The 20,650-nt window shown below is 72.4% G+C and carries 18 protein-coding genes; 13 read left to right on the plus strand and 5 right to left on the minus strand.

What is annotated here, in order from left to right:
- Positions 1-117 precede the first annotated feature (117 nt).
- The 6 genes from SACTE_RS15615 to SACTE_RS15645 all read left to right on the plus strand — a co-directional run bounded on the left by SACTE_RS15615 (position 118) and on the right by SACTE_RS15645 (position 6,038).
- The gene (locus SACTE_RS15615) at positions 118-1,479 is read left to right on the plus strand and encodes an MFS transporter (protein WP_014047000.1); all 1,362 of its coding nucleotides are present in this window, start codon (positions 118-120) and stop codon (positions 1,477-1,479) included.
- Positions 1,480-1,504: 25 nt separating this feature from the next.
- Positions 1,505-2,260 (plus strand): SDR family oxidoreductase, encoded by a 756-nt coding sequence (locus SACTE_RS15620; RefSeq protein ID WP_014047001.1) that lies wholly within the window; start codon positions 1,505-1,507, stop codon positions 2,258-2,260.
- A gap of 132 nt (positions 2,261-2,392) precedes the next feature.
- Positions 2,393-2,803: a VOC family protein gene (locus SACTE_RS15630; RefSeq protein WP_014047002.1), complete on the plus strand. Its 411-nt coding sequence runs from the start codon at positions 2,393-2,395 to the stop codon at positions 2,801-2,803.
- A 213-nt stretch (positions 2,804-3,016) separates the two neighbouring features.
- The gene (locus SACTE_RS15635; RefSeq protein ID WP_019992532.1) at positions 3,017-3,457 is read left to right on the plus strand and encodes a helix-turn-helix transcriptional regulator; all 441 of its coding nucleotides are present in this window, start codon (positions 3,017-3,019) and stop codon (positions 3,455-3,457) included.
- Between the two features lie 320 nt (positions 3,458-3,777).
- Positions 3,778-5,586 (plus strand): PP2C family protein-serine/threonine phosphatase, encoded by a 1,809-nt coding sequence (locus SACTE_RS15640; RefSeq protein WP_014047004.1) that lies wholly within the window; start codon positions 3,778-3,780, stop codon positions 5,584-5,586.
- The gene (locus SACTE_RS15645; protein WP_014047005.1) at positions 5,583-6,038 is read left to right on the plus strand and encodes a response regulator; all 456 of its coding nucleotides are present in this window, start codon (positions 5,583-5,585) and stop codon (positions 6,036-6,038) included. The genes SACTE_RS15640 and SACTE_RS15645 overlap by 4 nt, the downstream gene beginning before the upstream one ends.
- On the opposite strand, the gene SACTE_RS15650 is transcribed toward SACTE_RS15645, so the two are convergent.
- Together SACTE_RS15650 and SACTE_RS15655 are read right to left on the minus strand one after the other, a co-directional pair.
- The gene (locus tag SACTE_RS15650) at positions 6,023-8,353 is read right to left on the minus strand and encodes an ATP-binding protein (RefSeq protein WP_014047006.1); all 2,331 of its coding nucleotides are present in this window, start codon (positions 8,351-8,353) and stop codon (positions 6,023-6,025) included. The two genes, SACTE_RS15645 and SACTE_RS15650, sit on opposite strands and share 16 nt — an antisense overlap.
- Before the next feature lie 424 nt (positions 8,354-8,777).
- Positions 8,778-9,866 carry a lytic polysaccharide monooxygenase gene (locus SACTE_RS15655; protein WP_014047007.1) on the minus strand — a complete coding sequence of 363 codons (1,089 nt, stop codon included), beginning with the start codon at positions 9,864-9,866 and terminating at the stop codon, positions 8,778-8,780.
- 814 nt (positions 9,867-10,680) lie between these two features.
- Between SACTE_RS15655 and SACTE_RS15660 the strand changes: the two genes are divergently transcribed.
- From SACTE_RS15660 to SACTE_RS15675, 4 genes are all read left to right on the plus strand, one after another.
- Positions 10,681-10,884: a cold-shock protein gene (locus SACTE_RS15660; protein WP_014047008.1), complete on the plus strand. Its 204-nt coding sequence runs from the start codon at positions 10,681-10,683 to the stop codon at positions 10,882-10,884.
- Between the two features lie 356 nt (positions 10,885-11,240).
- Entirely contained in the window at positions 11,241-12,719 is a 1,479-nt protein-coding gene (locus tag SACTE_RS15665; RefSeq protein WP_014047009.1) for a DEAD/DEAH box helicase, read from the plus strand.
- Positions 12,720-12,767: 48 nt separating this feature from the next.
- Positions 12,768-13,136 carry a CBS domain-containing protein gene (locus tag SACTE_RS15670; protein ID WP_014047010.1) on the plus strand — a complete coding sequence of 123 codons (369 nt, stop codon included), beginning with the start codon at positions 12,768-12,770 and terminating at the stop codon, positions 13,134-13,136.
- Positions 13,137-13,183: 47 nt separating this feature from the next.
- Positions 13,184-13,492: an SCO5918 family protein gene (locus SACTE_RS15675; RefSeq protein ID WP_014047011.1), complete on the plus strand. Its 309-nt coding sequence runs from the start codon at positions 13,184-13,186 to the stop codon at positions 13,490-13,492.
- A 127-nt stretch (positions 13,493-13,619) separates the two neighbouring features.
- Here SACTE_RS15675 and SACTE_RS15680 read toward each other — a convergent pair whose 3' ends face one another.
- Entirely contained in the window at positions 13,620-13,973 is a 354-nt protein-coding gene (locus SACTE_RS15680; RefSeq protein WP_014047012.1) for a hypothetical protein, read from the minus strand.
- 204 nt (positions 13,974-14,177) lie between these two features.
- Here SACTE_RS15680 and SACTE_RS15685 point away from each other — a divergent pair, with 204 nt between their 5' ends.
- From SACTE_RS15685 to SACTE_RS15695, 3 genes are all read left to right on the plus strand, one after another.
- On the plus strand, positions 14,178-14,516 hold the full coding sequence (locus SACTE_RS15685; protein ID WP_014047013.1) for a MerR family transcriptional regulator: 339 nt from the start codon (positions 14,178-14,180) through the stop codon (positions 14,514-14,516).
- A gap of 405 nt (positions 14,517-14,921) precedes the next feature.
- Positions 14,922-16,586 carry an ABC-F family ATP-binding cassette domain-containing protein gene (locus tag SACTE_RS15690; protein ID WP_014047014.1) on the plus strand — a complete coding sequence of 555 codons (1,665 nt, stop codon included), beginning with the start codon at positions 14,922-14,924 and terminating at the stop codon, positions 16,584-16,586.
- A gap of 98 nt (positions 16,587-16,684) precedes the next feature.
- Positions 16,685-17,359, plus strand: coding sequence for a class E sortase (locus SACTE_RS15695; RefSeq protein ID WP_014047015.1), 675 nt, complete (start codon positions 16,685-16,687; stop codon positions 17,357-17,359).
- A 20-nt stretch (positions 17,360-17,379) separates the two neighbouring features.
- On the opposite strand, the gene SACTE_RS15700 is transcribed toward SACTE_RS15695, so the two are convergent.
- Both SACTE_RS15700 and SACTE_RS15705 read right to left on the minus strand, forming a co-directional pair.
- The gene (locus tag SACTE_RS15700; protein ID WP_014047016.1) at positions 17,380-19,803 is read right to left on the minus strand and encodes a glycosyl hydrolase family 65 protein; all 2,424 of its coding nucleotides are present in this window, start codon (positions 19,801-19,803) and stop codon (positions 17,380-17,382) included.
- Positions 19,803-20,567: an HAD-IA family hydrolase gene (locus SACTE_RS15705; protein ID WP_014047017.1), complete on the minus strand. Its 765-nt coding sequence runs from the start codon at positions 20,565-20,567 to the stop codon at positions 19,803-19,805. Before SACTE_RS15705 ends, SACTE_RS15700 begins: the two co-directional genes overlap by 1 nt.
- Positions 20,568-20,650: the final 83 nt, after the last annotated feature.

Here is a 20,650-nt window from a genome sequence, read left to right on the forward strand (position 1 = left end):
GAACCGGGCGCACACCCACCGGAGCCGTCGGGCTCCCCGTCCCGCCCGCCTCGATAATTGAACGATCAGTCCAGTATCTGCTGTCAGTCACCAGGTATCAGTCCGTCAGGGGGAGTGATGACCACCAGCGAAGCCGATCACGCCACCGACACCGACACCGCCCCTGGGCATCACAGGCACGCCTTCGCCCTCCTCGGCACCGTCCAGGCCACGCTGATCTTCACGCTGGCCGCGATCGCCGTACCGCTGCCACTCATCGGACGCGAATTCGGCTTACGACGCCCCGACTTGATCCTGCTCAGCGCCGCATACGGGCTGGCCTTCGCCGGACTGCTGCTCTTCGGTGGCCGCCTGGCCGACCGCTACGGCGGTCGGCGCGCCTTCGCCGCAGGGCTCGTCCTCTTCGCCACCGCCTCGGCCGCCGCCCCGTTCGCCCCCGGCATCGGGACGCTGCTCGCGGCCCGCTTCGCGCAGGGCGCCGGCGCGGCACTCGTCGCGCCCGCCGCCATGGCGGTGCTGCGCGTCGTCTTACCCTCCCCGGCCGCGTACGGCAGGGCGATGGCCACCTGGGGCGGGCTCTCCGTGCTCGGAGCGACGGCGGGAAATCTGCTCTCCGGCGTCATTCTGGCGCTGCTCTCCTGGCGTTGGACGTTCGCGGTGCCTCTCGTGGTCGCACTCACGGCCCTCGCCCTCGCCCCCCGGTCCCTGCCCCGGACCGCCCCGAGCCGGGGCAGGATGCTCGATGTGCCGGGCGCGCTGCTCGCCACCTCCGGGATCACCCTCGCCAGTTACGGGCTCGTCGTCACGGACGCCCTTCCCTGGTCGTCGACGGGCGTGCTCCTACCGCTGCTCGCCGGTGCCGCCCTGCTCACCGTATTCCTGTGTGCCGAGCGCCGCGCCCGTGACCCGTTGCTGCCGCCCCGCTTCCTGTGCGACCGGCGGCGGGCCCTCGCCCTGGCGGCCATCGCGCTCGGTGCCTGTGGGACCGGGATGACCTTCGTGGTGCTCTCGCTCCATCTCCAGGGAGCACGGGACTGGTCACCACTGCGGACCTCGGCCGCCTTCGTGCCGTTCGCCGTGGCACTGATCGCCTCGGGCAGGGCGGCCGGGCCGCTCGTCGCCCGGTGCGGAGCCCGGGCCGTCACGACCGCCGGGCTCGGCACCGGCGCGGCCGGGCTCGCGTGCCTCGCTCTCACCGGGCTCGACGCGCACACCCCGTACGCGTACGGGCTGCTGCCGGGCCTCGTGCTGCTTCCGGCCGGTGCGGCGGCTGCCTTCGGGGGAGCCGCCGTGCTCGCCACCGAGGGAGTCCCGCAGCAGCAGACCGGGCTCGCGGGCGGTGTGCTGAACACCGCGATGGAGCTCGGCCCCACCGCTGTGTTCGCCGTCCTGCTCACGCTCGGCGGCGACGCCTGGTCCCTGGCGGCCACGGGTGCCGCCCTGGCCGGCGTCGCCTTCCTGAACCACCGCACCACATAGTCCGCCCACCGAAGGAGTTGTCACAATGAACCGCTTCACCGGCAAGACCGCGCTCGTCACGGGCGCAGGCACCGGTCTCGGGCGCGCGATCGCGCTCGCCTTCGCAGCCGAGGGCGCGTCCGTGGTCGCCGCGGGGCGCACCGCCGCCACCCTCGACGAGACGGTCGGCCTCATCCGGACGGCGGGGGGCACGGCGGCCGCGGTCACCGCCGACGTCACCGACTCCGGCCGGGTCCGGGAGCTCGTGGGCGAGTGCGTCACCCGGTTCGGTGGACTCGACATCGCGGTCAACAACGCGGGGATATTCCGCGGCGGACCTGCCGGTGAGGTGAGCGAGGAGGACTGGGACGCGGTGCTGCGGACCAATGTCACCGGCGTCTGGCTGGCCATGAAGCACGAGATCGCGCACATGCGGGAGAACGGCGGCGGGGTCATCGTCAACATCTCCTCCAACCTGGGCGCACATCTGCGCGTCCCGAACGCCGCGCCCTACGTCACCTCGAAGGCGGCGGTCTCCGCGCTGACCCGTGCCGCCGCCCTCGACCACATCCACCAGGGCATCCGCATCAACGCGGTCAGCCCCGGCGCCTCGGCCGCTCCCATGTCGCTGCGGCCCGGCGAGAGCGAGGCGGACCGCGCCGAGCGGATGAAGTCGGAGAACCCGCTCGGCCGGGTCGCGGAGGCCGAGGAGGTGGCGGCCGCGGTCCTCTATCTGGCATCACCGTCGGCCGGCGCGGTGGTCGGCACCGACCTGGTCGTCGACAGCGGCGCGTCGGCCTGAGGGTCGGCGGCCTGAGAGGCGGCGGCCTGAGGGGCGGCGGGCGCGGGCGCCGCTGTGCGGCTCCGGAACGGACGGCCGGGTCGGTCAGGAATCGAGAAGCCCGAGCGCTGGGCCGCGGTTAGCGTGACGGCCATGGACATCAGCATTCACACGACCGCCCTCCCCCATGACGACCCGGACGCCTCCGTGTCCTTCTACCGGGACATCCTCGGCTTCGAGGTCCGCAGTGATGTCGGGAAGGGCGCGATGCGCTGGATCACGGTCGGGCCCGTCGGCCGGCCCGACACCTCCATCCTGCTGGCCCCGCCGGCCGCCGACCCGGGGATCACCGACGACGAGCGCCGCACCATCGCCGAGATGATGGCCAAGGGAACCTACGGCTGGATCCTGTTGGCCACCCATGACCTCGACGCCACCTTCGAAGAGGTGCAGTCCAAGGACGCGGAGGTCGTCCAGGAGCCGACGGAGCAGCCGTACGGCGTCCGTGACTGCGCCTTCCGTGATCCTGCGGGCAACCTGATCCGCATCCAAGAGCTCCGCTGAACGCCGGGGAGGCCGGTCCGGTCGCGGGCCCGGGGGACGGTCCGGTCGTGATCCCCGACGCCGGCTCCCGGCTCCGGTTCCCCGCTCCCGGTATCCCGCTCGGCTCCCGGCCCCACGTGGCCGCAGGCCCTGGCAGCGGAGGTCGACCCCCGCCGCCGTGCCGCGTGCCCGGACGCCGATGAAGGGAGTTCCCCCATGTGCCATCCTGCGTGGATGAGCGCACTGACCGCGGCGCAGCGCCTGAGCGATCTCGCGCGGCTGCGCCGTGTCCGCGACCGGATCGACCGGGAGTACCGGCAGCCGCTGGACGTCGAGGCACTCGCCCGTGGCGCGAACATGTCGGCCGGGCACCTCAGCCGCCAGTTCCGGCTGGCTTACGGCGAGTCGCCGTACTCCTATCTCATGACGCGCCGCATCGAGCGCGCGATGGCGCTGCTGCGCCGAGGCGACCTCAGCGTCACCGACGTCTGCTTCACGGTCGGCTGCTCGTCGCTGGGCACGTTCAGCACCCGGTTCACGGAGCTGGTGGGAGTGCCGCCCAGCGTCTACCGGCGCCAGGCGGCCGACGGTGTGGCGGGGTTGCCGTCGTGCGTGGCGAAACAGGTGACGCGACCCGTCAGGAAGCGAGAAACACCGGCCACGGGGCCCTCCTGACGCCGGAGTCACGACGTCTCCCGCATTCGTCCCCCTCCACGGCATCCGTTCGCACCGGTTCGTGCCCACGCGAGCGGGAGTCCACCGTCACCTCCAGGCAACGCCGGCACCGACCTCCGCCGACGACCCGGCGCGGGGGACGGAGGGCACCGGCTGACGGCGAACGGCCCGGCCCGCGCGGCGCGGTCCGTCCGCGGTCCGTCCGCGGTCCGTCCGCGCCTCCGGAGGAACCGCGCCTGGGGGCGCTCCGCCATGGCGTGACATAGCGTTTCCGTGACGGGCCGGGGCCGGCGGAGGTACTACGGAACGGCGGAACAGCGGTGGAGCAGCACGAGGGGAATGCCTCCCGTCCGGCGGACGACGGCTGGTGGTCCGGCCGCCTGCACGAGCTGTGGAGCGTCGCCGACAGGACGCAGGACGTCACGGGGCTGGCCGATCTCCTCTACGACATGCTGCTCCGCATGCCCGGCGTGCTGGCCGTCGTGGGCACCCGATGGAGCGGTGGGCTGCTGCACTACCTGCGTGGGGTCACCCGTTCGGAGCCGACACCGTCCTACGTGGAGCTCGAACGGGAGTACGGAGAGCCCACCGCACCCGGCGCTCGTCACGGTGCTCATGCCGGCGGTACCGACAGCGGTCCCGACGGTGACCCCGCTGTCACGGTGCACGAGATGCCGGAGCTCGACGGCGACCTGCCGCATGTCCGGTTCCTGGCGGCCGCCGGTGTGCGCGGTGTGGCCGCGTGCACCGTGCCCCTGGGCCAAGGCGGCCGGGCGTCGTTCATGGTCGGCACGGCAGACGTGTCCGCGATCGACGGGACGCTGCGGACCCGGTTGAAACAGGTGGCCGAGGTCACCGTGGTCTCCGACAGACGCATCATGGCGCGGCGCCAGAACGAGATGCGCCAGGTGAGCGACGCCTTCCTCGCCGAGGCGTCGTTGCAGATGGATTCGAGCCTCGACGTCGAGAAGACCGTGCGGCGGGTGGCCCGGACCGCCGTCCCCGCGGTCGCCGAGGGGTGCGTCCTGCACCTGCGTCGGCCCCACGGGCTGACACCGGTGGCCTTCGCCCACATGGACGCGGGCGAGCAGCAGTGGCTGGGCGAGGTCGCGGACGGGGACCCCTGGCTGACAGACGTGCTGGAGCGGGTCGTCGACGGCGGTCAGGGAGCGGTGCTGAAGGGCGAGGAACTGGTGGGCGGCCCCTTCGGACCGGCGTCGTCCGGCGCGGGGCGTGCCGTCCGCGCCCTCAGCGTGAATCCGCTCATGGCCCGGGGCCGGACGCTGGGGACGCTGACGTTTCTCTACCACCGGGTGGACATGGCCGAGGACGCCTCACGGTTCCTCGCGGACCTCGCCGCCCGCGCCGCGCTGGCCGTCGACACCAGCACCCTGTACGAACAGCGTCGCCGCCACGTGGTGTCCCTCCAGCGGCACCTGCTCCCGAGGGAACTGCCGCGCGTTCCCGGGCTCACGCTCAGTTCGGCCTACGAGGTGGGCGACGTCTCGCTCGACGTGGGCGGTGACTTCTACGACGCCGTGCCGACGGCGCGGGGCGGCGTGACGCTGCTCATCGGTGACGTCTGCGGCCGGGGGGCGGAGGCCGCCGCGCTCACCGGGCTGGCCCGCCACACCCTGCGCACCCTGATCGAGGACGGCAGCACGCCCGAACAGGCGCTGGGACGCCTGAACCAGGCGCTGGTCAGGGAGGGGACGTCCCGCTTCGTGACCGCGCTCCTGGCGGTACTCGTCCCCGGCGGGGCGGGATTCCACCTGCGTTACTGGAGCGCCGGGCATCCGGCTCCGCTGCTGCGGCGCGCGGACGGCACCGTGGAGGAGCTCACGGCCCACGGGGACCTTCTGGGGGTGCTGGACACCATCGAGTACGGATCTGACGCGGTGCGGGTCGCGCCGGGTGACGCGCTGGTGCTGTTCACCGACGGGGTGACCGAGGCGAGAGCGGCCGACGGAACGTTCTTCGAGTCCGGTCTGCGGACCGCGGTGGCGCGGCAGGGCGCCGGTGGGCCCGACGGGTTCGCCGGACGGCTGGCGCGGGCCGTGGTGCGGTTCCGGGCCGCGGGTGCCGACGACATCGCCGTACTCGTCGCCCAGGCGGAGGTGGCGGCGTGAGCGGGGCCGCCGGGGAGCCGAGGATCGATCACGATCTCGTCTGGGTGATCGAGGACTCGGCGGAGGACGCCGAGGCCATTCAGCGGGCCCTGAGCCGTACGCATCCGCATCTGACGCTGGAGTTCACCGACCGGGGGACCGGGGTCGTCGAGCGGTTGACGGAGACCGCCCGGCGGCCGGGGCTCGTGCTGCTGGATCTGAGCATGCCCGGTCTCAGCGGGTCCGCGGTGCTCCGGGCGATCCGCAGCCGGCCGGAGCTGGACGAGGTGGCCGTCGTCGTCTTCACGTCGTCCACCGAGCCGACCGAGGTCGACGCCACCTACGCGGCGGGCGCCGACAGCTACATCTACAAGCCGGTCAACTTCGACCTCTTCCGCACGGTGCTGAAGGGGGCCGTGGACTACTGGCAGCGAAAGGCTGAGGACGGGGACGACGGTCAGCCGCCTTCCTGACCCTGGCCCTGCCCATTCCCCTGGTCCTGGTCCTGGCCCTGACCCAAGGTGAAGAAGAAGGCGGTGCCGCGGTCCGGTGCGCTCTCCAGCCACAGTTCACCGCCGTGGCGTTCGACGATCCGTTTGACGACGGCCAGACCCACACCGGTACCGCCTCCGCGCTCGCCCTGTCCGTGCAGCCGGTGGAACAGCTCGAAAGCCTCGTCCTGGCGGTCGGCCGGAATGCCGATGCCGTTGTCGCGGACCACGACGGTCTGCTCCGGGGCCCCGCCCGACGGGGGACGGAGGGTGTCCACCAGCACCTCGACCCAGCGGTCGCCCTCGTCCGCGGCGTACTTGGCCGCGTTCACCAGGAGGTTGACCAGCACCTCGTAGAGCCGGTTCTCGTCGGCGTACACCTCGGGCAGGTCGGGTGCGATCACCTGTACGCGGGCCTCGGCCAGCCGTTCCCCGGCGACCTCCAGGGCGGAGTCCAGCACCCGGCCCAGAGGGACCCGGGCGCGGCGCAGGCCGCCGCGGCCCAGCCTGGCGAAGTGCAGCAGCGAGTTGAGCAGGTCGTCCATGCGGCCGGCCAGTCGCCGCATGGTGTGCATCCGGCGGACGGTCGTCTCGTCGAGGTCGGCCGCGGCGTCCTCGATGACGAAGGTCGCGGCGTTGGAGATGCCGCGCAGCGGCTCCTTGAGGTCGTGGGCCGCCACATGGGCGAACGAGTCCAGGTCGGCATTGGCGATACGCAACTGCTCGTTCAGCGCCGCCAGTTCGGCTTCGTGGCGGAGCACGATCCCGGTCAGCGTGCGCCAGAGTTCCTGGGCGGCGGCGCGGTCGGTCGGTGTCCAGGGCAGGCTCTGGCCGTGGACCACCGCGCGGAACACCGCCTCCGAGCCGCGCGGGGTGAGCCGTTCGCCGCGCGGGCCGACCTGGACGGGCCGGGACGGATCGGTGGCCCAGCGGCGGGCGGTGGGACGGGCGCCACGGAACCAGGCGAGGAAGTCGCCCGAGCGGCTCAGCGTCACCATCAGGACCCCCGCCGGACCGTGCTCCGCCGTGTCGTCTCCCCCGGGGCGGTCCGGTTCCTCGGAGAGACGGTCCGTGCTCCAGACCGTGCCCGGGGCCAGCTCGGCCGCACGCTCCTGGAGGGCTTCCAGCAGTGCGGCCGGGACGTCCGACCCGCTGACGGAGCTTCGGCCGCCGCGGCAGAGCGCCACGCCGTCGGATTCCAGCAGCTCCCTGAGGGCGTCGTCGCCTGCCAGCAGCGATCCCTCCAGGTCGGGCGTGGCCCGGGAGACGATCCGGGCCAGCCGCTCACGGGACGCGGTGAGCGCCTCGGCCTGCTCCCGTTCCTCGATGACCGCGAGCTGGAGGGAGAAGGCGACGCCGAAGAACTCGCACGCCGCCCGCAGTTCCGGGGTGAGGGTGACGGGGGCGTCGCCGTGGCAGGCGATCAGCCCCCACAGCTCGCCCTCCCGGAGGACGCTCACCGACATGGACGACCTCACCCCGATGTTCCGCAGGTACTCCAGATGGAAGCCGGACACGGTGCGCAGCACGGAGTTCGACAGGTCCAGCGGCACGTCCGAGTCCCCGCGGCGCCGCGGGTGCAGGCCCACGCCGGCGTCGTCCACGTCGGCGATCGCCCGGATCCAGTTGTCGCGGTAGAGCCGCCGCGCCTGGGGTGGGATGTCGCTTGCGGGGAACCAGAGCCCCAGCCAGGACTCGCGGTCGTCGGAGAGGTCCTCCGCGACGACCTCGCCCGGGCCGTTCTCGCCGTCGAAGCGGTAGGCGACCACCCGGTCGAAGCCGGTCAGCGCCCGGACCTCCCCGGTGGCCGCCTGACAGCAGTCTGCCGCCGTCGCCGACGACCGGAGCCGTGCCAGGGCCCGGCGGACGCCCTGGTAGTAGCGGGCGAAGTCCGGTGCCGCGACGGTGCGCGGCTCGTACTCCAGGACCATCAGGTGGCCCTGCCGGTGCGCCGTCACGTCGAACATCCTGCGGGTGCCCGCCACATCGACGAAGACGGGCAGGACCAGGCTCGCCGCCTCGTGCTGGGCGCCCACCTCCAGCGCCTCGGCCCAGTGCTCCGGGGACAGCACCCGGGTGACGGGCCCGCCGACCAGTTCGTGGGGCGCGATCCCCAGCAGGGACCCGGTGTTCAGGGCCGCGGTGTCCACGGTCCCGGTGTCGGCCTCCACCGCGAGGAGGGTGCCGTGGGACTGGATCCTGCCCAGGAGGTGGATGGGCTCCTGGACGCACACGCCGAGGTCGAAGCCGATGGCGGCCGAGGCGTCGGCTTCCCTTCCCGGGTCCGGAAGCGACATCTGTCCCCCACGCGCCGTGTTCTCGATCCGGTCCGGTGATCCGCCCGGCCGCCGAGATCCTGCCACGACGACCCGGGACCGGCGGGCCGCTGCGGCACGTGTCGCCCGACGAGCCCGAGGGGCCGTACCGCCCCGGCCGTCACCCCGGGCCGGGGCGGCCGACGGCGTCCGCACCCGTGCTCCGGCCGTGCGCGGAACACGGCCGGAGCACGGGACCGCAGCCGGAGCGGAGGCTACGGCCGGACCACTAGGGCTTGTTTCAAAAGTCCCGCCTGTCCGGCGACGCCTGGCACGCACGCTCGCTGCGTTGCCGGTATCGCCCCGATACATCCAGTATCGGGGCGACCCTCCGCCTTGCGATCGCACGCACCAGACGCCGCCGGCCCCGCCCTCCGGGCGGACGGCGCTACTTTCGAAACAAGCCCTAGGACGTCACACACCCGATCGTCCCGGCGGGGTAGTCGTTGCCCGTGGAGGTGGCGGTGAACCCGAAGGTCACACTGCCGTCCGGGGCGATGACACGGTTGTGGTCCACGTCGCGCACCGTCACGGTGCCGTCGGACCCGGTGGAGAGGGAGCCGTTCCACACGCTGTTGATCTGCGTCCCGGAACCGGGCTTCCACTGCACGGCCCAGCCGTTGCGCGGTTCCGTACCGTGGTTCATCACCTCGACGGAGGCCTGGAAGCCACCGGCCCAGGAGCTGACGACGTTGTAGACGGCCATGCAGGAACCGGAGTGCTCCGGGTCCGTCGGGGTCGGGGTCGGAGTCGGGGTCGGAGTGGGGGTGGGGGTGCCCGTGCCGCCGATTCCCGTCACCTCGCCGTTGCCGCCGTCGAAGACGATGTCCGAGCAGGAGAAGAAGTTCTCCTGACTGTCCGAACGCACCCACTGGATGAACATCAGCGCGTCACCGGAACGGCCCGACGGCAGCGCCAGGTCCCAGTAGTAGTGCCCGCCGTTGGTGCCCGCCCCGCCCTGCTGCGGCGGGTTGCTTACGGTCTGTACCAACTGAAGGTCGTCCCAAGCGAGTTCGGACGTGGGTGCCCAGCCCGGCTTGGTCAGGTAGACCCGGAAGTCACCGGGGTGGGCGGCCCAGTTGCTGTACTGCACCTTGAGCGTCGCACCGGAGGTCAGATGTGTCCGGGGCCAGTCGGCGCGGGCGGCGTTGTAGGCGGAGAAGTCGTACGGGGAGCGGTCACCGGCACTGCACAGGCTGCCGTCCGGCACATATCCCGCGCCGCGGCCGCCCGCGTTGGAGTCGAGCACGGCGAACCAGTTGTACAGCGCGTTCGCGCCGCTCTGGCTCAGCGCGTCCCGGCAGGCCGGGTTCGTGGGGTTCAGCGCGCCGGTGCCGGACAGGGCGTCGAGCTGGCACAGATAGGTACGCGATCCGGGGGTCATCGCGACACCGTGCGCCTCCGCCTTGCCCGGCCAGAGTGCGGTGAGGCCGAGCGCCCCGAGCAGGGTGGCCAGCACCGCTGCCAGGGAGATGAGTCTGCTGCGTCTAGCCATGGAGGGAGTCTCCTTTTCCGAGGGTGGTGCGAGGGGGGTCGTCGAGGATCGTCGGAGGCGTTGCGTAGCGGTGCCGAGTGCGGGAGCCCGGCCGTCGTGGGGAGGTGGCGGGTGGAGCTGGGGACGCGCCGTCCACGGGCCGACCGATGGGAGCGCTCCCATAACTCGGTTCGAGACGGACTGTAGGAGCGAATCGTGTACCTGACAACCCTGTGCGCAACGGACCGCCGAAGGAATTCTGGAACTCCCAGGTGGGGCCCGCGACACCCGATCGGGCGGGGAGCGACCACCGGGGGCCTATAGTTCCCCGGGCACCGGACACGTCGACGCGCCCGGAGGCACCCGGAGGCACGCCGGAGAAGGCCCGGAGGCACCCGGAGGCGCGCCGGAGAAGAACGGGACGGACGATTTTCGCCGGTCCTCCGCCGACGGCGCGGCCGGCCCCGCCGCACGACCGCTCCGACGGCGCGGGCCAGCCCCCGCACGGGCACGGACGGCGCCTCCACAGAAACACTCCGCCCGGGGCGAATACATACCTGTGCCGGCCGCATGAGAAATAAGAACGAGGCGCGGCGAACATATCTCCGGCAGCGCGTACGGCCGGAATTCCGTACCCCACACCGGCGATCTCACCGTGGTACTGTCGAAGTCAGTTGCAGTTGTGGTTCCCAAAAAACTCCAAGTGCTTCCACGGTGGTCACCACCACCAGGAAGCATTTCTGTATTTCCGGTCATCTACCGGTCGGGGCAATCATCACGCGACACGGAGTTCGCACAGTGTGGATTCCGGGCACAGCCCCGAAGGAGATTTGACATGGCATCTGGCACCGTGAAGTGGTTCAACGCTGAAAAGGGTTTCGGCTTCATCGAGCAGGACGGTGGCGGCGCTGACGTGTTCGCCCACTACTCGAACATCGCCGCCCAGGGCTTCCGCGAGCTGCAGGAAGGCCAGAAGGTGAACTTCGACATCGCGCAGGGCCAGAAGGGCCCGACGGCCGAGAACATCGTTCCCGCCTGATCTGACGCGCAGCACGAGCTGGGGCCCGCACCTTGGGTGCGGGCCCCAGCTCGTTTCGTTCGGGCGTACGGTTTCTCCCTCGTACCGCCCGCGTATTTCCAGCCGTGGCGGACCCACCGCCCGGCCCCCAGCTCCCCGTGTTCCGTACGAGATGTCACTCCGGAACCGAGGCCACGCCCGGGGAGTTCCGGGAATTCCGGAGACCGGCCCGCTGTTTTCTCAGCCGGCCGAATCCGTCTCCGCCCACGCTTTCGCTTCTGTTTTCACTTTTCGTTCCGGCTCGTTCTCGCGATTCGCCGTGCTGCTCATTCGCTGCGGGAATACCTTGATACGTGCCTCGTCGAGGAAGGTTCCGCATGAACCGCACACGTACGAACCGCAGCACACGCACGACCCGCACCCCCCGCTCGGACGACCGCCCCTCCCGCCCCCGTGGCGGCGGCTACGCCGGCTCCTCCCGGTCGGGCGGCGGCCGTCGTCCCTCCTCGGTGCAGGGTGAGTTCGCGCTCCCGAAGACGGTCACCCCGGCGCTGCCCGCCGTCGAGGCGTTCGCCGACCTCGGCCTGCCGGAGCCGCTTCTCGCGGCGCTCGGGGCCGAGGGCATGAGCGTCCCGTTCCCGATCCAGGCCGCGACCCTGCCCAACACCCTCGTGGGCCGTGACGTGCTGGGCCGCGGGCGCACCGGCTCCGGAAAGACGCTGGCCTTCGGCCTCGCCCTGCTGGCCCGGACCGCCGGACGGCGCGCCGAGCCCCGTCAGCCGCTGGCCCTGGTCCTCGTCCCCACCCGCGAGCTGGCCCAGCAGGTCACCGACGCGCTCACGCCGTACGCCCGCTCCGTCAGGCTGCGGCTGGCCGCAGTCGTCGGCGGTATGTCGATCGGCCGGCAGGCGAGCGCCCTGCGGGGCGGTTCCGAGATCGTCGTCGCCACCCCCGGACGGCTCAAGGACCTCATCGACCGTGGTGACTGCCGGCTGGACCAGGTGGACATCACCGTCCTCGACGAGGCCGACCAGATGGCCGACATGGGCTTCATGCCGCAGGTCACGGCGCTGCTGGACCAGGTGAGCCCGGGGGGCCAGCGCATGCTGTTCTCGGCGACCCTGGACCGCAACGTCGACCTGCTGGTGCGCCGCTACCTGACCGACCCGGTCGTGCACTCCGTCGACCCGTCGTCCGCGACGGTCACGACGATGGAGCACCACGTCCTGCACGTGCACGGCGCGGACAAGCAGGCCACCACCACGGAGATCGCCGCCCGCGAGGGCCGGGTGATCATGTTCCTGGACACCAAGCACGCCGTGGACCGGCTGACCCGGGACCTGCTCAACAGCGGTGTCCGGGCCGCCGCCCTGCACGGCGGGAAGTCGCAGCCGCAGCGCACCCGCACCCTGGCCCAGTTCAAGTCCGGGCACGTCACGGTGCTGGTCGCCACGAACGTCGCCGCCCGGGGCATCCACGTCGACAACCTCGACCTCGTCGTCAACGTCGACCCGCCGACCGACCACAAGGACTACCTGCACCGAGGCGGCCGTACCGCCCGTGCCGGGGAGTCCGGCAGCGTGGTCACCCTGGTCACCCCCGACCAGCGGCGTTCCATGACCCGGCTGATGTCGGACGCCGGTATCCGTCCGCAGGTCACCCAGGTCCGCTCCGGCGAGGCCGAACTGAGCCGCATCACCGGCGCGCAGGCGCCTTCGGGCGTCCCGGTCGTGATCGCGGCACCGGTGACCGAGCGCCCCCAGCGCGGCGGCGCCTCGCGGGCCCGGCGCGGCCGCCCCGCGCAGTCCGCCCGGCGTACGGCCCAGCGGCGGCCCGCGTACGACTCGGCGGCCTGAGTCCTTCGCCGTCGACCGGAAACCGGCCCATCTCGCAGGAGGCTCCTTGTGACCCTGGTTCAGACGCAGTCCCGCCCCGCTTCCCCGAGGAGCGTGGACACCGCCGTACCGGAGGTGTGGGACGACATGACCGTCGAGGTGGCCCTCTCCGTGATGGCGGGGGCCCGCGTCGGGTACCTGCTCGTGTGTGACGGGGACGGGCAGTGCACCGGCCGCGTCACACGGGCCCAGCTCTCGGCGGTCCGGGCGGGCTCCGCCTACACGGACCGGACCCGCCTGCGCGACCTCACCGGCGCCACCGTGCCGGCCACCACGGTGGCCTGGACCGGGAGCCGGGAGCACCGCGCCCCGTTCGGCGTCCTGACCGTCACCGACGGACTCGGGCACGGCCAGGACGTCCTCGCCGTGGCCGGCTGATCCGCGGTCTCCCGGCCACGCCCCTCCTCTACCCCCTGTGAGGCATCATGCGCTGTGTCATCGCCCGCTTCCCGTTCGACCTGACCAAGAGCGGCGTGCTGGAGTCGATGAGGGCCGTCAAGCCCGAGCCGATCACCGGTGAGTCCGTGACGATCGGACGCCGTCAGTACCCCGCCAAGCAGGTGGGCGAGGTCATCACCCGTCAGGACCGCCGGGACTTCACCTCCGGTGAGGTCGTGCGGGCCATGGCGCACCTCGGCTTCACCTGCCACACCGTTCCCGTGGCGGCGCCGGTGCGCGCTCTCAGTCCGCTGGAGCGGGCGTCCGCGGTGCTCGGGACCCCCGTGTCCTCCTGAACCCGTCCGGCGCGAGCCGGTATCCGGCACACGACGAGGGCCCGACCACCGGTCGGGCCCTCGTCGTGTGCCGTCCACCACGGTGCGGCGGCGGCTCAGCGCTCTTTCACGGACAGGTCTCGGCAGGTCAGTGGTAGCTGAAGTCGCCCACGGTCCAGGCACCGACGTCCTCGATCGAGACGCGGTACATCCCGCCCGTCTCCGGGATCCCTACGGTGCCCTGCAGGATGCGTGCGACGTGGAAGTGCAGATGTGTGGGCGGACCGTCCTTGGGGCCGTCGGCCGTGAAGGCACCGGCGAACTCGCCCAGGTGGGACGAGTCCTTGAGCACCTCCGACACCCGCTGCCGCCAGACGGCTTCGGGGGCCAGACGGCCGGTGATGACGGCACCGCCGGTGACGACGGTCAGGGACATCTGAGTGCTTTGCCCGGACTCCACCATGGCGGCGACGTCGACGAGCAGTTCGTCAGGCTGTGACATGAAAGCCGATTCTATCCGTCGGCCGCCCGGCCTCCCCGGTCGCGTCGGCGGCGTCCCGTCCGCACCCGCCCCGTGACGGCTCCGGACCGCCCGTCGGGACGTCGGCCCGCCACCGGCACCGGCGCATGGTGTTGTATTCCTTTCGGGGCCCTGGTGCCGTACGGCGACGAGGGCCCCGAAACGCGTTCCCACGAAGAGGTGCAGATGACAGCGGACAGTCCGCTCGGCGGCCGGCTCGAAGACGACGACTACCCCGCCTACACGATGGGCAGGGCCGTCGAGATGCTCGGCACCACGGCCGGCTTCCTCCGCGCGCTCGGGGAGGCCCGCCTCATCACCCCGCTCCGCTCCGAGGGCGGCCACCGCCGCTACTCGCGATATCAGCTGCGGATCGCGGCCCGCGCCCGGGAGCTCGTCGACCAGGGCACCCCGATCGACGCGGCCTGCCGCATCATCATCCTCGAGGACCAGTTGGAGGAGGCCCAGCGCATCAACGCCGAGTACCGGCGAGCCGCGGGCGGAGAGAACCCCGGTTCCGACTGAGTCCTTCCCCCGCCGCTCGCCGTCCCGCCCCCGGACTCCGCGTCCTGTGCGGCGTGGACGGCGACCACCACCCCGCCGGCCCCGGCACCCGGGCCGGGACCGGCTCCGTCCCCGCATCGGCCTGGCGGCTGCGCTACAGTCTTGAGGTCCTGTCGTCTCCGATAGAGGTGGACGTTGCGCATCTGAGGTTCGCGATCATCGCGCGGTACGGCCTTCGCCGTCACCCGTCACGCTGCCGTCGGCTTTCCTGCCGCGCCGTGGCCCCCGCGTGGATGCGACCTCGGTGCCCTGCCGTCCCCGGCCTTCCCGGGACCGGACATCACCCCCTTTCGTGCCTGGCCTGGTCGCCGCGTGGTGCTCGCATACGAAGCCCCTGTTCACACGCTTACGACTGCGAGGATCACCATGTCCCAGCCCCTGGCTCCCGCCGCCTCCCTCACCTGCTCCGCGATGTCCTTCCGGTGGCCGGACGGCACGGAGGTCTTCGACGGGCTGTCGCTCACCGTCGGCCGCGGCCGGACCGGCCTCGTCGGCACCAACGGTTCCGGGAAGTCCACCCTGATGCGTCTGCTGGCCGGCAGTCTGCGGCCGACGGAGGGCTCGGTGACCGTCGGCGGCCGCCTCGCCCATCTGCCGCAGAACCTGACCCTCGACACCGGGCTCCGCGTCGAGGACGCCCTCGGTATCGCCGGGCGGCGGACGGCGCTGCGCGCCATCGAGTCCGGTGACGTCGCCGATGAGCACTTCGAGACGATCGGCGACGACTGGGACGTCGAGGAACGGGCCCTGGCGACGCTGGGCTCGCTCGGTCTCGGCGACATCGGCCTGGACCGCACCGTCGGGCAGCTGTCCGGCGGGGAGACCGTGCTGCTGCGGCTGGCCGCGCTGCTGCTGGAACGCCCCGACGTCCTGCTGCTCGACGAGCCGACCAACAACCTCGACGTCTTCGCGCGCCGCAGGCTCTACGAGGCCGTCGACTCCTGGCGTTCCGGCATCCTCCTCGTGGTCAGCCACGACCGTGACCTGCTGGAACGTGTCGACCGTATCGCCGAACTGCGCTCCGGCTCGGTCAGCTGGTACGGCGGTGGCTACTCGGCGTACGAGGAGGCGCTGGCCACCCAGCAGGAAGCCGCCGGTCGCATGCTGCGGGCCGCCGAGTCGGACGTGCGCCGGCAGAAGCGCGAGTTGGAGGAGGCCCAGGTCAAGGTCGCCCGGCGGCAGCGGCACAACAAGAAGATGGACGCCCAGAACCGCGCCCCGAGAATCGTCGCGGGCGCGCACAAGCGGTCGTCCCAGGAGGCGGCGGGCAAGCTCAAGGGGCTGCACGAGGACCGCCTCCAGGAAGCGCGGGAGCGGCTGGACGAGGCGTCCGACGCCGTCCGCGACGACGCCGAGATCCGCGTGCGGCTCCCCCACACGGCCGTCCCCGCGGGCCGTACGGTCCTCACCCTGGAGGGGCTGCGGCCCCGCTTCGGTGCGCTGCGCGACGGCGCCCTCCACGTGCGGGGTCCCGAACGCATCGCGTTGATCGGCCGCAACGGCGCCGGCAAGACGACGCTGCTGCGCACCGTCACCGGTGAGCTGGAGCCGGAGGCGGGCGAGGCGAGGGCCTTCGTGCCGCTGCGGTTCCTGCCGCAGCGGCTGGACGTGCTGGACGAGGACCTGAGCGTCGCGGCGAACGTCTCCCGTACGGCACCCGGGGTCACCGACAACCACATCCGCGCCCAGCTCGCCCGCTTCCTGTTCAAGGGGGCGCGGGCCGAGCAGCTCGCGGGGACCCTGTCCGGCGGTGAGCGTTTCCGGGCCGCGCTCGCCGCGATGATGCTCGCCGAACCGGCGCCCCAGCTGCTGCTGCTGGACGAGCCGACGAACAACCTGGACCTGGCCGGCGTCCGGCAGCTGACGAGCGCGCTGGAGGCCTACGAGGGCGCGCTGGTGATCGCCGGCCACGACCTGGCGTTCCTGGAGTCGGTCGGCATCACCCGGTGGCTGTACGTCGGGGAGGCGCTCACGGAGACCACCGCCGAGGAGGTGCGCCAGCTGCTCGAAGCGCCCACCACGAGCGGATGACGGGAGGCCGGTGGTGTACTGGGGAAGGAGGCGGCGCGCACCACGGCCGCACCGGGGCGCCAGCCCCTTCCCCACCGGCTACGGATCCGGATCCTGCCATGCACTCACGTCACGGACCGAGCAACCTTCCGCGGACGTTCGCGGCCGCGGCCGTCCTCCTGCTGGCGGCAGCCGGTCCGGCGGCAGCGACCGCCGGACCGGAACCACCTCCCGCGGTCGCCGCCACGGCGGCGTCCGCCCCCGCCGACCGCGCCGATCCACGGACCGGGACCGCGACCATGGCCGTCCCGGCGATCGGCATCAGCGACCTGCGCGTCGTCCCGTACGAGGGGACGACGGACGACCGCGCGGGCACCCGCATCCAGGACCGGGGGGTGGCCGCGAGCCCGTACGGCGAGCGGGGCGGCGTCGGCCCGGGCGAGAAGGGCAACTACCTGGTGACCGCCCACCGGATCAAGGCCGGCGGCGTGCTGCGGGACCTGCCCTCGCTGGACGAGGGCGACTCCGTCTTCGTCACGGCGGACGGGACGGTCCACGAGTACCGGATCACCGAGACCCGGACGACGTCCTTCCGCTCCGAGCGGTCCCTCGCCGAGCAGCGGGCCAAGGTGCCGGGCTCCCCGGGCGAGAAGCCGACACGGGCCATGATCACCGTGTCGACCTGCGCCACTCCGGAGGACGACGCGGCCGGGAACCACTGGCGCGACGGCAACGACAACCCGGAGCACCGCATCGACAAGATCGGCGTGCTGGTGGCCTCCAGGCCCTCCTGAGACGCGCGGCGTCCGACCGCTCAGGCGCCCTGGGGCAGGTCCAGCCACCGGGAGGTGCCGGGTTCGACGACGTAGGTGTGCCCGTCCAGCCTGACCCGGACGCCCGGACGGCCGGAGTCCGGCACCGCGATCCTGAGCTGCTCGGCCCGCAGCCGGAGGTCGACGTCCCAGTGCCGCCTGAAGCGGAGGCGCACCCGGAACTTCGACAGCTGCGGCAGCGACGCGGGGCTGAGCCACAGGGCGTCGTCCCGGGTGTCCAGACCGGTCAGCCCGCGCTGCACGAGGTCGAGGGTGCCGGCCATCGCGCCGAGGTGGATGCCCTCCTCCGTCGTGCCGCCCTGGACGTCCGCGACGTCGCCGGTCAGCGCCTCCTCGGCGTACGTCCAGGCGTCGTCCCGGTTCACCCGGGCCAGCACCCAGGCGTGGACGAGCGAGCTGAGGGTGGAGCCGTGGCTCGTGCGCGCCGCGTAGTAGTCGACCGTGGAGTGCCAGGTGGCGTCGTCCAGTTCGTGGCCCAGGCCCCGGAAGAGGGCCGCGAGCTCCCGGGGGGAGAAGAGGTAGCCGAGCATCAGCACGTCGGCCTGTTTGGACGCCTGGTAGCGGTTGACGGTGTCGCCCTCCGCCTCCAGGATCCGGTCCAGCCGCCGGATGTCCCCGTACCGGGCCCGGTAGCCGGCCCAGTCGAGCTCGGCCAGTTCCCCGTAGCCCGCGAACTGGCTGACGACGCCCCGGTGCCAGGGCACGTACAGCCGGTGCGCGATGTCGTCCCAGCGGGACAGCTCGCCGGGGTCCAGCCCGATCTGCTCGAACAGCTGGCCGCACCGGCTGCCGGGCAGGTCGCGGCAGAGCTCTCCGGCCCGCGAGAGCACCCAGGCCGCCGTCACGTTGGTGTACGTGTTGTCGTCGAGGCCCGGCCTCTCGGCCCCCGGGTAGCCGTCGTGGTACTCGTCGGGCCCGACCACCCCCCGGATGCGGTACCGGCCGAGCGATTCGTCCCACTCGGCGCGGTCGGCCCAGAAGCGGGCGACCTGGAGCAGCGTCTCCGCGCCGTTGCCGTACAGGTAGTCGGTGTCGCCGGTGGCCTGGCAGTACTGCCACACGTTGTAGGCGACGGCCGAGCCCACATGGTGCTGGAGGTGGGAGTGGTCCGGCAGCCAGCGGCCCGAGCGGGGGTTGAGGTGGACCTGCTGCGTCTCCTCGCGGCCCTCGTCGGCGCTCTGCCACGGGAACATCGCCCCCGCCCGGCCGGCCGCACGCGCCGCCCGGCAGGCCGCGGGCAGCCGGCGGTGCCGGTAGTCGAGCAACCCCCTTGACACCTCCGGGAGATGGAGGTTCAGGAAGGGCAGGACGAACAGCTCGTCCCAGAACACGTGCCCCCGGTACGCCTCACCGTGCAGTCCCCTGGCCGGGACCCCGACGTCGAGTTCCGCCGTGTGCGGGGAGAGTGTCTGCAACACATGGAACAGGTGCAGCCGAAGGATGCGTCCCGGCTCGCCCGGCACCTCCAGCCGGGCCTGCTGCCACAGGTCGGCCCAGGCCCGGTGGTGCGAGGCCAGCAGCGCCGGGTACGCCGGGGCCCGGCCGACCGCCAGGACCGCTGCCCGCAGCGGGCTGCCGATGGCCGGGTCGCGGGAGGTGTACAGCGCGACGGTCTTGTCGACGACGGCCGGGGACCCGGGGCCCAGCGGGAGCAGCAGGTTCTGCTGGACCGCCCTGGGCTGCTGTTCGGGCTCGGCCGGATGCTCCCCGCCGTCCGATCCCGGACCGCAGGCCGCCACGGTCCTGGCGGCCAGCGCGACCTGGATGTCCGACTCCACGGTGCGGCACCGCAGCCACACGGTGGAGCCGTGCTCCGTGCCGGTCTCCCACCCGGTCAGATGGCGGTCGGCCAGCTCCCGGTAGCGGGCGACCCCGCGGTTGCGTACGTCGCCGTCGATGGCGGCCACCACCTCCAGCTCGCCCTCCCAGCCCTCGGCGGTGAACACCGTGTGCAGCGCCGCGAGATGGGGATCGCCCATGTGCACCAGCCGGTCCTGCTCCACGGTGAGCCGCCGGCCCAGGTCGTCCTCGTAGACGGAGCGGCGGCTCAGGGTGCCGCCACGCAGATCGAGCCACTGCCGGTGCTCGACGAGGTAGGGGTGGTCCGGGTGCAGCCAGGGGCCGGGTGGCGCCTTCGCGGGCCGCAGGCGGTAGCGCAGCGGCAGCCAGTTCGGCAGGTTGACCATGTCCTCGTTCTCCACGTCCCTGCCCTGGACGGAGGAGACCAGCCGGTTGTAGCAGCCCGCGACATAGGTGCCGGGATAGTGCGTCTCGGCCGCGTGCGTCTCGGGCGCGGCGCCCCGGGTCGCGAAGTAGCCGTTGCCCAGCGTGCACAGCGCCTCCCGCAGACGCTCCTGCTCCGGGTCGTAGCCCTCGTACGCCCAGATCCACGCCGGACGTCCCATCAGTCGTCCTCCCCGCCGGACAGCAGGTCACCCGGGTCGCTCACGACGACGTCCGCACCGTGCCGGAGCAGATCGTCGGCGCTGCCGCTCCCCTGGGTCCGGTCCACGCCCACCACCAGGCCGAAGCCGCCCCGGCGTCCCGCCTCCACACCGGCGAGCGCGTCCTCCACGACGGCGGTGTCCCCGGGGGGTGTGCCCAGCCGCCTGGCCGCCTCGGTGAAGAGGGCGGGGTCGGGCTTCCCCGGCAGTCCCAGCCGGTGCGACTCGTTTCCGTCGACCACGGCGTCGAACAGGTCCAGCAGGCCCGCGCCGTCGAGCAGTTCGGTCGCGTGCCGGGACGAGGAGGCCGCCGCGCGGGGCATCCTTTCGTCGCGCAGTGCGTGCAGGAGGCGGACCGTGCCCGGCCATACGGCGACCGGACGGGCGTGCAGGATCCGGGTGAACTCCTCTTCCTTGCGTGCGGTGACCGCGTGGACCGTGTCCGTTCCCGGCGGGTCGTCCGGGCTGCCCGGGGGGAGGTCGATGCCGCGGGAGGCGAGGAAGGCCTCGGCGCCGTCCTGCCGGGGCAGGCCGTCCACGTGGCGCCGGTAGTCGTCCGTCTCGTCGAAGGGGCGCTGGTCCGGGTGTGTGGCCAGGCAGGCGTCGAACGCCTTCTTCCAGGCCGTCGCGTGCATCGGGGCGGAGTCGGTGATCACTCCGTCGGTGTCGAAGACGACGGCGCGTACGGATCGCAGGCCCGGTACCGGGGATGCTGCGGCTGCCATGAGCGGACCCCCGGGGTGAAAAGTCGGAGAGTTGCTGTGCGCCCCATCATGGGGCCGCGGTGAAAAACATGGCCGGAACCAAG

This window comes from Streptomyces sp. SirexAA-E (genome assembly GCF_000177195.2).
Lineage (GTDB): Bacteria > Actinomycetota > Actinomycetes > Streptomycetales > Streptomycetaceae > Streptomyces > Streptomyces flavovirens.